Raw genomic sequence first — 10,545 nt, forward strand, 5'->3', positions numbered from 1 at the left:
CCTTTATAATAAAAGAAAAATTAAAATACTTATTAAAATAATGTTAAATATTTAAAAAAAAATATATTTTTATTGTCTCAAAATGAGAATTAAAAACTAACTATATATATGAATGTAAAAATATCAAGGGGTTTAGGCGTAATTGCTGTTCTCTATTTTACAGCAAATTTTAATGCCCAGAATAGAGGGAACGACACCCTTACTAAGGAACAAAAAATAGAAGAGGTAGTAATGATCGGTTACGGTACTCAGAAAAAAAGTAATGTAACAGGAGCTATTTCAAGTATAAAAGCTTCAGACCTTGAAGATGTACCGGCAGGAAGACCGGAGCAGGTATTGCAGGGTAGAGCCGCGGGTGTTTCCGTAATCTCTAATTCTGGTCAGCCTGGATCTACAGCTACCATCAGGGTTCGTGGTATTACCAGTTTTGGGGCCGGAAGTAATGATCCTCTATGGGTTGTAGACGGAATCGTAGTAGATAATATCGGATGGCTTAATCAATCTGACATCGAAAATATGGAAATCTTAAAAGATGGTGCTTCTGCTGCTATTTATGGGGTTTCTGCTGCAAAGGGGGTAATCCTTATCACCACAAAGAAAGGAGCCAAAGGAAGACTAAATCTTTCTTATAATGGTTTTCTTGGAGTAGGAAGTGCTGCTAAGAAATTAGATCTTCTGAACGCAACACAATATGCTACAATCATTAATGAAGCCAGAACCAATGATGGAAATTCTCCATTATTTGCTAATCCTTCTTCTTATGGTAAAGGAACTGACTGGCAAAAAGAGATCTTCAATAGTGCTCAGCGTATGTCCCATGAATTCAGCATCAATGGAGGAAATGATAAATCCACATTCTATTCTTCTTTTGGATACTATGAGCAGGAGGGAATTGTAATGAGAGATATCTCGAATTATAAAAGAATTAATGCAAGGTTAAATTCTACCCATAAAGTATTTGACTTTTTAACCATAGGACAGACTTTTGCCTATACACATACAAAATCTCAAGGAGTTAATGCTAATGATGAATTTGGCGGACCTTTGAGCTCAGCGGTAAATTTAGATCCTATTACTCCTGTAGTAGTGACTGATGGTATTGCTAACCAACCTTTCCCTTCAGATTATAACAGTCCATATATCGTTAGAGATGCTAACGGTAATCCTTATGGAATTTCTCACTATGTGAATCAGGAAATGTCCAATCCGTTAGCTTTCAAACAGACACAAATGGGAAGATCCAACTGGTCAGACGATATTATAGCGAATGTATTTGCAGAATTAAAGCTTTCTAAAAACTTTACTTTTAAGTCCAGTATGAATGGTAAACTTTCTTACTGGGGGAATCAGGCATTTACACCTTTATTTTATCTAGGGCCATCCAATAAACAGGATTCGTTTAATAGTTTATTCAGACAAACAGAGAAGAAATTTGAGTGGAGTACTGAAAATACTGTTACTTATCAAAAAAGATTTGGACAGCATAACTTAAATGTATTATTAGGTCAGGGGTATTATGAATATAATATTTCATCAGGACAAAATATAAGATATACTAATCAGCCCGTTAATAACTGGTGGGATGCATCTTTCAACTTTGACACTCCCGCAGAGAATATATCAGGGGAGGCTTGGGATGGATTACGTACGCATAAAGCATCTTATTTTGCAAGAGTAGTTTATGATTATGCTAATAAGTATCTATTTACAGGAACAATCCGTAGAGATGGATCATCTAAATTCGGAGCCAATAATCACTGGGGAAATTTCCCGGCAATGTCCTTAGGATGGAATGTTTCCAATGAAGATTTCTGGCCTCAGAATAATATAGTGAACAGCTTAAAGATTAGAGGGGGATACGGAGTTTTGGGAAATGATGCTATTGATGATTTCCAGTTTGCAAATGCTTTATCCGCAGGAAGTAATTATACTTTTGGAGATAATATAATCAGAACAGGATATGCACCAAGCACCCTTGAAAATCCAGACCTAAAATGGGAAAGAACTTCTCAGTTCAATATTGCGGCAGATCTTAAATTATTTAAGAATTTTGATTTGACAGTTGATTTTTACAGAAAGAAAAGTACCGATATTTTGAGACGTGTTGAGCTTCCTGGATATTTGGGATTGATCAATAATCCATGGAGAAATATTGGAGATATGAATAATAATGGGGTTGAAGTAAGCTTAGGTTACAAAAAGAACTGGGGTGACTTCGGATTCTCTGCCAATGGTAACTTCTCTTATCTGCAAAATGAAATTACAAGACTGGAGGATGATAAAGAATATGTAAACTTTGCTTCTTTCCAATCTATGGGAACAGTTTCCAGACTACAGGTGGGAGCTCCATATGGTTCATTTTATGGATATCAGAATTTGGGAGTTTTCCAGAATCAGGCTGAAATCGATGCTTATACCAATGCTAACGGAGCATTGATCCAACCGAATGCAAAACCCGGAGACTTCAAACGTCTGGATGCTAATGGTGATGGGAAAATCGATGAAAATGACTATGTAAACTTAGGAAACTCTTTACCAAAATATACATTTGGTTTAACATTGAATTTTAATTATAAAAACTTTGACCTTATGGTCTTTGCTCAGGGGCAAGCAGGCAATAAAATATTCCAGGGACTGAGAAGGCTGGATATTCAGAATGCTAATTATCAGACAGCTATTCTTGATCGTTGGACAGGAGAAGGAACTTCCAATACCGTAGCGAGAGTAACTATGGATGATCCAAATCAAAACTATACGAGAATGTCCGATTATTATTTGCAAAAAGGAGATTATTTACGTTTGAAGTTGGTTCAGATAGGATATACATTACCTAAAGAAGTATCTCAGACAATTGGAGCTAGTAAAGTCAGATTCTATGTGACAGGAGAAAATCTGATTACTTTCACGAAGTATACAGGATATGATCCTGAGATCGCAGGAGGAGATACATTTGGTATAGACAGAGCATACTATCCACAGGCAAGAACTTTCCTTTTTGGAGCTAGTGTTCAATTTTAAAAGCTTAGAAAAATGAAAAACAAAAGATTTATATATAAAAGCGTATCTGTTCTTTTATTGGCAGGTATAAGTTTTGGAGCAGTATCCTGCGACAACAGTAACCTTGAAGATGTTAAAAATACAGGGACATTTGATTCAAATAATTATTTTCAAAATGAGGAGCAGTCATTTACTGGTTTAGTGGCTACTTATGATATGTTGAGAAAATACTCCGGAGGATTTGAAAATATGGTAACTTTTTTCAATGCTGCTTCCGATGATTTCTATTCAGGAGGAGGAAGTTCTACCGATGGAGCAGGAATCCAGGGTTTTGCCAATTACAGTATAAATTCTGTAATCATGCCGGTAAGTTACTGGAAAGATTATTATCAGGGAATTGCAGCTGCTAACCTTTTAATCGATAGGATTCCAAATGCTCAGATGAATGATCAGACAAGAAATAGATTTGTAGCTGAAGCTAAAGTATTGAGATCTCTTTATTATTTTGAATTATTGAGAACTTTCAAAAATATTCCTTTGATTTTGAAGCCTATCACGGTGAACGATGACTATTATAATATTCCACAGGCAGATCCTACTGCAGTTTATGCCCAGATAGAATCAGATATTTTGGCAAGTATAGGAGATTTACCGGTGACGACATCATCTGATGCCGAAAAAGGAAGAATCACACAGGGTACTGCCCGTGCTATATTAGGGAAGATCTATTTGTATGATAAAAAATATAGTGAAGCAGCTGCTCAGCTGGAAATGGTAAACGGGACACCAGGTGGAACCAGCCAGTATGGATACAAATTGGTTGCTAACTATGCAGATTTATGGAAAGTTGATAACAAATTCACCTCTGAATCTATCTTAGAAGTTATGCATACCAATAAAGGGAATTCAGATTGGGGATTCTGGGGTTCAGGAAAAGATGAAGGAAACAGTATTAATGTAATGTTAGGAATCAGATCTTATAAAGTTACAGATGATGCTCCTGCAAATACACCAAGTATTTATTCAGGATGGTCTTTTAATCCGGTAACCGAAGACTTATTCAACTTTATGCAAGGGGACCCACGTTTGGATGCTACTATATTGAATGTTAAACAACTTGTACAGAATGGAGATGTAACTTATTCCGCTGCATATAGAGACACTGGATATTTTCTAAATAAATTTACTCCCAGAACATCAGATGTTTCTACGTTACCTGGTGCAACTGAATTGAATTTCCGTCAGAACTACATCGCCATCAGGCTGGCAGATACCTACTTAATGGAAGCTGAAGCACTGGGAGGTTCAGGAGCCAGGGCTCAGGCTCTACTGGATGCTGTAAGAGCCAGAGTAGGACTGGCATCTGTTACTGTTTCTATGCAGGCTGTTAAAGATGAAAGAAGAAGGGAACTTGCAGGAGAAGGACACAGATGGTTTGATTTGGTAAGATGGGGCGAAGCTTCTGCTAAATTAGGATCAAGAGGATTCACAGCAGGTAAAAATGAAATCTTACCGATTCCTTTCAATGAGCTTACCAATACAGCTTTAAAACAAAACCCAGGATACTAATAATAATGAAGTTTCACAGTTTATATAGTTTCTTTTTAAAAAGTACCGCACTTAGTTGTGTGGTACTTTTACCTTTTACATCGTGTACTACAGTTTCTTTAAATAAGAGTACAGATACCGTTCAGTCATGGCTTACCAAAGGAGATGAAAGTGTTAAATTGCAACAGCAAAGTCCACTAAATTTTGTAAATACAACCAATAATTATCAGAATATTGAAGTTGATGCCAGCCAGAAATTTCAATATATTGATGGATTTGGATATACATTGACGGGGGGAAGTGTTGAAGTGCTAAACCGTCTTTCGTCATCCAAAAGAAATGCTCTGCTCAATGAACTTTTTGGAAATAAGGATAATGCTATTTCAATCAGTTATTTAAGGCTGAGCATTGGTGCTTCCGATCTGGACAGCAAAGTGTTTTCATATAACGATCTTCCGGAAGGCCAAACAGATCTTTCTCTTGAATATTTTAGTCTGGCAAGAGATAAAGACCTTATTGCTATGCTGAAGCAAATCCTGAAAATCAATCCTCGCATTAAAATTATTGCAGCGCCATGGTCTCCGCCAGTGTGGATGAAAGACAATGGTCAATCCAAAGGAGGAAGTCTTAAACCTGAATATTATGGAGCATATGCCCAATATTTTGTCAAATACATTCAGGGAATGAAGAAAGAAGGAATTACTATTGACGCAATCACCCCTCAGAATGAACCGCTACATCCTGGAAATAATCCAAGTTTATACATGTCTTCCGACCAGCAGAAAGACTTTATTAAAAATCATTTGGGCCCGGTTTTTAAATCGAATGGAATTAAAACAAAGATTGTAGTATATGATCATAACTGTAATAAACCGGAATATGCAATCAATATTTTAAGTGATGCTGATGCCTACCAATATATTGACGGATCTGCATTTCATTTATATGAAGGTGAAATATCAGCTTTAAGTACTGTCCATAATGCTTTTCCGGATAAGAACTTATACTTTACAGAACAATGGACAGGAGCCAAAGGAACCTTCAATGAAGATCTGAACTGGCATACCCAAAATGTAATCATCGGTTCTATGCGTAATTGGAGTAAGATTGCTCTGGAATGGAATCTTGCCAATGATGCAGGCTTTAAGCCACACACACCTGGTGGCTGTACGGAATGCAAAGGAGCAATTACAGTTTCAGATGCTGAGACTTTTACCAGAAATGTAGGATATTACATCATTGCTCATGCTTCTAAATTCATTCCTGCAGGTTCGGTAAGAATTGCCTCTACACAGACGAATCACCTTTCTACAACAGCTTTTATAACTCCAAAAGGAAAAAAAGTGGTGATCGTACAAAACGGATCTCAAAATACAGAAACATTTAATATAAAATATAACGGAAAAACAGCAACATTTAATCTTCCAGGAAAGTCAGTTGCTACTTACGTATTTTAAAAAAGAACAGACATGAAGAAAAAATGCCTTTTATTATTGTTGGCAGCCTTCGGAGTCAATACCTCTGCTCAGAAAACGATTGATCAGAAAGTTTCCGAGCTTTTATCCAAAATGACTCTCGAGGAAAAAGTGGGACAGTTGGTGCAGTACAGTGGTTTTGAATATGCGACAGGACCACAGAATTCCAATTCCGCCACCGTTTTAGATGAAATAAAAAAAGGTAAAGTAGGCTCAATGCTCAATGTAGCCGGAGCTGAAGAAACTAAAGCTTTCCAGCAGCTGGCATTACAGTCAAGATTAAAAATTCCATTATTATTCGGACAGGATGTTATTCATGGATACAGAACTACATTTCCTGTTAATCTGGGACAGGCAGCCAGCTGGGATTTAGGACTGATTGAAAAATCAGAAAGAATAGCAGCTACGGAAGCTTCTGCTTATGGTATTCACTGGACATTTGCTCCTATGGTGGATGTTGCCAGAGATCCAAGGTGGGGAAGAGTCATGGAAGGTTCAGGAGAAGATACATATCTGGGGACATTGATAGGACTAGCCAGAATTAAAGGGTTTCAGGGAAAAGGATTAGGAAACCTTGATGCTATAATGGCTTGTGCAAAACACTTTGCAGCATATGGAGCTGCAGTGGGAGGAAGGGACTATAATTCCGTAGACATGAGCTTGAGACAATTACATGAAACTTATTTACCTCCTTTTAAAGCAGCAGCAGATGCTGGTGTTGCTACTTTTATGAACTCATTTAATGATATCAACGGAATTCCTGCAACAGCCAGTCATTATTTACAGAGGGATTTACTGAAAGGACAATGGAATTATAAAGGATTTGTAGTTTCGGATTGGGGAAGTATTGGAGAAATGGTTCCTCATGGATATGCAAAAGACAGTAAAGAGGCTGCTGAGAAGGCTATCTTAGCCGGAAGTGATATGGATATGGAAAGTCGTTCTTATATGGCTGCGCTTCCCGAATTGGTAAAAGAAGGTAAAGTAGATATTAAATTTATTGATGATGCAGCAAGAAGAATTTTAATCAAGAAATTTGAAATGGGATTATTTGATGATCCTTTCAGGTTCAGTAATGATAAAAGGCAGAAAGAACAGACCAATAATGCTGAAAACAGAAAATTCGGAAGAGAGTTTGGTTCTAAAAGTATTGTTTTATTAAAGAATCAAGATAATCTGCTGCCCATCTCAAGATCTACAAAAACAGTAGCATTGATTGGTCCGTTCGGAAAAGAAACAGTAGGAAACCACGGTTTCTGGTCTGTAGCATTTAAAGATGATGCCCAGAGGATCATCAGCCAGTTTGACGGAATTAAAAACCAGCTGGATAAAAATTCTACCCTATTATATGCAAAAGGTTGTAATGCAGATGATGAAGACAGATCTATGTTTGCAGAGGCTGTAGAAACAGCTAGAAAAGCAGATGTAGTTATCATGACTTTAGGAGAAGGACCTGCTATGAGCGGAGAAGCAAAAAGCAGAAGTAATATTCATTTTTCTGGAGTACAGGAAGATCTGCTGAAAGAAATTGCAAAAACAGGAAAACCAATTATTCTAATGGTAAATGCTGGAAGACCTTTGATTTTTAATTGGGCTGCCGATCATATTCCTGCTATTGTTTATACATGGTGGTTAGGAACAGAAGCCGGAAACTCTATTGCAGATGTATTGTTTGGAACAGTAAATCCGGGAGGAAAACTTCCGATGACTTTCCCAAGAACGGAAGGACAGATTCCTGTGTACTATAACCATTATAATACGGGAAGGCCTGCAAAAAATAATTCTGACCGAAACTATGTGTCTGCTTATATTGATTTGGATAATGACCCTAAATATCCATTTGGATATGGGTTAAGCTACACTCAATTTACATATTCTGATTTTACGCTGAGTTCTGCCAATCTTGCAGGAAATCAAACCTTGGATATCAATGTGAAAGTTTCCAATACCGGGAAATATGATGGAGAAGAAGTGGTTCAGTTGTATATCAGGGACCTGGTAGGAAAAGTGGTAAGACCTGTAAAAGAATTAAAAAGTTTTAAAAAATTAGTGATCAAGAAAGGAGAAACTCAAACAGTTAATTTTAAACTGACTCCTGAAGATCTTAAATTCTATGATGATAAACTTAATTTTGATTGGGAAGGAGGAGAGTTTGATATTATGATAGGAACAAATTCCCAGGAAGTTCAAATCAAAAGAATCAATTGGATTAAATAATTGAATATAATGAAAGTAGGGATGAAAAGTTTCGGGAAGTTTTTTATAGGTGGAATTTTATTTTTTTCCATTTCCGGGTGTAAATCCAGGTCTGATTCAGGTAAAAACCTAATCTGGAGTGATGAATTCAACTATAAAGGGCTTCCCGATTCTTCAAAGTGGAATTATGATGTAGGAGGACACGGATTTGGAAATAATGAAGCTCAGTTTTATACTCAAGACCGGTTGGAAAATGCAAGAGTTGAAAATGGGAACCTTATTATAGAAGCACGTAAAGAAAATTGGGAAAAGAGTCAGTATACTTCTGCAAGGCTTTTAACAAAGGGAAAGTTTTCTTTTCAGTACGGAACAGTCGAAGTAAGAGCTAAACTTCCGAAGGGAAGGGGAACCTGGCCTGCAATCTGGATGATGAGTGAAAATATGGAAAAGTGGCCTGATGACGGGGAACTGGATATTATGGAGCATGTAGGCTTTAATCCGGGTTTTATTCATGCATCAGTACATACTAAAAGGTACAATCACATTCATGGAACTCAGAAGACAGATACCCTTATTGTAAAAGATGCCAGCGAAAAATTCCATATTTATAAAGCGGATTGGACCCCTGAGAAAATCGATGTCTATATTGATAACCAGAAATTCTTCACTTATGAGAATAAAGAAAATACTGATGAATCATGGCCTTTTGATCGGCCTTACTTTATTATCTTGAACTTAGCAGTTGGCGGTTTCTGGGGTGGAAAAGAAGGAATTGATGATACTGTTTTTCCTCAGAAATATTATATTGATTACGTAAGGGTTTACCAGAATAGAAAATAAAAAGAAAGATGATAAATATGAAAAAACTAATCGTGAGCTGTTTTTTAATTGGAATAATCAGTAATGTGGACGCTCAAAATTATTGGAAGAAAACTACAGGTAAAACTGCCAAAGTATATCTGACAAATTCTAAGACCAATGAAAAAATGGCTGATAAGGGAACCGTTACCTTTGAAAAATTTGGTCAGCCTAAAGAAACGGATGCCTGCATTTTTGTAGATCCGGATTTTAAATATCAAAAACTTATAGGAATTGGAGGTGCCATTACAGATGCATCTGCTGAAACTTTTTATAAACTTCCAAAAAATAAACAGAAAGAAATTATTGAAGCTTATTATGGAAAAAGCGGATTGGGATATACTGTTGTCCGTACCAATATGAATTCATGTGACTTTTCAAGTGATTCTTATACCTATGTTGCAGATAATGATACTTCTCTGAAATCATTCAATCTGGCACATGATGAAAAATATAAAATTCCTATGATTAAAGAAGCCCAAAAAGCTATAGGAAATAACTTTACATTCTACTTTTCTCCATGGAGCCCGCCGGCATGGATGAAATCTAATAAGAGTATGCTGAAAGGAGGGAGGTTAGAGAATCAATATTATCAGACATGGGCGGATTATTATGTTAAATTTATTAAGGGTTATGAAAAACAGGGGATTAATGTCTGGGGGCTAACTGTTCAGAATGAGCCAATGGCAACACAAACCTGGGAATCCTGTATTTATACGGCTGAAGAAGAAGGAGAGTTTCTAAAGAATAATCTGGGACCCACGCTTTGGAAGAATGGATTTAAAGATAAGAAAGTAATGATTTGGGATCATAACAGGGATTTGATCTATCAGAGAGCCACTACTACATTAAGTGATCCTGAAACTTCAAAATATGCTGCCGGAATCGGATACCATTGGTATGAAACCTGGAATAATAAAACCCAATTATTTGATAATCTTCTTGAAACTCACCGTGCTTTTCCAGATAAATTTCTGGCTTTTACAGAAGGATGTAAAGAACAGTTTAATATGTCTAAAATCTATGATGTAAGCCTAGGAGAATTATATGGCAGAAATATGCTGAATGATTTTAATAAAGGTACGGCTTTGTGGACAGACTGGAATGTTCTCTTAGATGAAACCGGGGGACCCAACCATGTTGGAAATTTTTGTTTTGCTCCTATTATAGCAGATACAAAAACAGGAGAAGTACACTATACTTATGAATACTATTATGTAGGTCATGTTTCCAAATTTATAAAACCTAACGCTCAGAGAATAGGATCATCATCAAACAGAGTAGCTCTGACGTCTACAACTTTTATGAATGAAAACGGACAATTAGTAACCGTAATCATGAATGATTCGAATAATGATATAGATACTAATCTCTGGATTGAAGGAATGTCTGCCAGGCTTTCTGCACCAGCACACTCCATTCAGACTGTAATATTATAACTTCATATTTACATTTTTTTATTTAAAAAACA

At 36.6% G+C, this 10,545-nt stretch carries 6 protein-coding genes; all 6 read left to right on the plus strand.

Annotated elements, in window-relative coordinates; genetic code table 11:
- The first annotated feature begins 108 nt into the window (after window positions 1-108).
- From Q0A18_RS05560 to Q0A18_RS05585, 6 genes are read left to right on the plus strand one after another with little or no spacing between them, the layout of a single operon-like run.
- The gene (locus Q0A18_RS05560; protein WP_292009185.1) at window positions 109-3,018 is read left to right on the plus strand and encodes a TonB-dependent receptor; all 2,910 of its coding nucleotides are present in this window, start codon (window positions 109-111) and stop codon (window positions 3,016-3,018) included.
- 12 nt (window positions 3,019-3,030) lie between these two features.
- Window positions 3,031-4,566 carry a RagB/SusD family nutrient uptake outer membrane protein gene (locus Q0A18_RS05565; protein ID WP_292009186.1) on the plus strand — a complete coding sequence of 512 codons (1,536 nt, stop codon included), beginning with the start codon at window positions 3,031-3,033 and terminating at the stop codon, window positions 4,564-4,566.
- A 5-nt stretch (window positions 4,567-4,571) separates the two neighbouring features.
- Entirely contained in the window at window positions 4,572-6,002 is a 1,431-nt protein-coding gene (locus Q0A18_RS05570) for a glycoside hydrolase family 30 beta sandwich domain-containing protein (RefSeq protein ID WP_292009187.1), read from the plus strand.
- A gap of 12 nt (window positions 6,003-6,014) precedes the next feature.
- The gene (gene bglX, locus Q0A18_RS05575; protein WP_292009188.1) at window positions 6,015-8,237 is read left to right on the plus strand and encodes a beta-glucosidase BglX; all 2,223 of its coding nucleotides are present in this window, start codon (window positions 6,015-6,017) and stop codon (window positions 8,235-8,237) included.
- Between the two features lie 21 nt (window positions 8,238-8,258).
- Window positions 8,259-9,056 carry a glycoside hydrolase family 16 protein gene (locus Q0A18_RS05580; RefSeq protein WP_292009189.1) on the plus strand — a complete coding sequence of 266 codons (798 nt, stop codon included), beginning with the start codon at window positions 8,259-8,261 and terminating at the stop codon, window positions 9,054-9,056.
- 17 nt (window positions 9,057-9,073) lie between these two features.
- Complete coding sequence (locus tag Q0A18_RS05585; protein WP_292009190.1) at window positions 9,074-10,513, plus strand: glycoside hydrolase family 30 protein; 1,440 nt, start codon at window positions 9,074-9,076, stop codon at window positions 10,511-10,513.
- The last annotated feature ends 32 nt before the right edge of the window (window positions 10,514-10,545 follow it).

The organism is Chryseobacterium sp. (assembly GCF_022712095.1).
Taxonomy (GTDB): domain Bacteria; phylum Bacteroidota; class Bacteroidia; order Flavobacteriales; family Weeksellaceae; genus Chryseobacterium.

What these genes read in the sequence shown, in the direction of transcription:
- Q0A18_RS05560 (WP_292009185.1), top strand. Translation starts at nt 109, where the DNA reads ATGAATGTAAAAATATCAAGGGGTTTAGGCGTAATTGCTGTTCTCTAT.
- Q0A18_RS05565 (WP_292009186.1), top strand. Translation starts at nt 3,031, where the DNA reads ATGAAAAACAAAAGATTTATATATAAAAGCGTATCTGTTCTTTTATTG.
- Q0A18_RS05570 (WP_292009187.1), top strand. Translation starts at nt 4,572, where the DNA reads ATGAAGTTTCACAGTTTATATAGTTTCTTTTTAAAAAGTACCGCACTT.
- bglX (WP_292009188.1), top strand. Translation starts at nt 6,015, where the DNA reads ATGAAGAAAAAATGCCTTTTATTATTGTTGGCAGCCTTCGGAGTCAAT.
- Q0A18_RS05580 (WP_292009189.1), top strand. Translation starts at nt 8,259, where the DNA reads ATGAAAAGTTTCGGGAAGTTTTTTATAGGTGGAATTTTATTTTTTTCC.
- Q0A18_RS05585 (WP_292009190.1), top strand. Translation starts at nt 9,074, where the DNA reads ATGAAAAAACTAATCGTGAGCTGTTTTTTAATTGGAATAATCAGTAAT.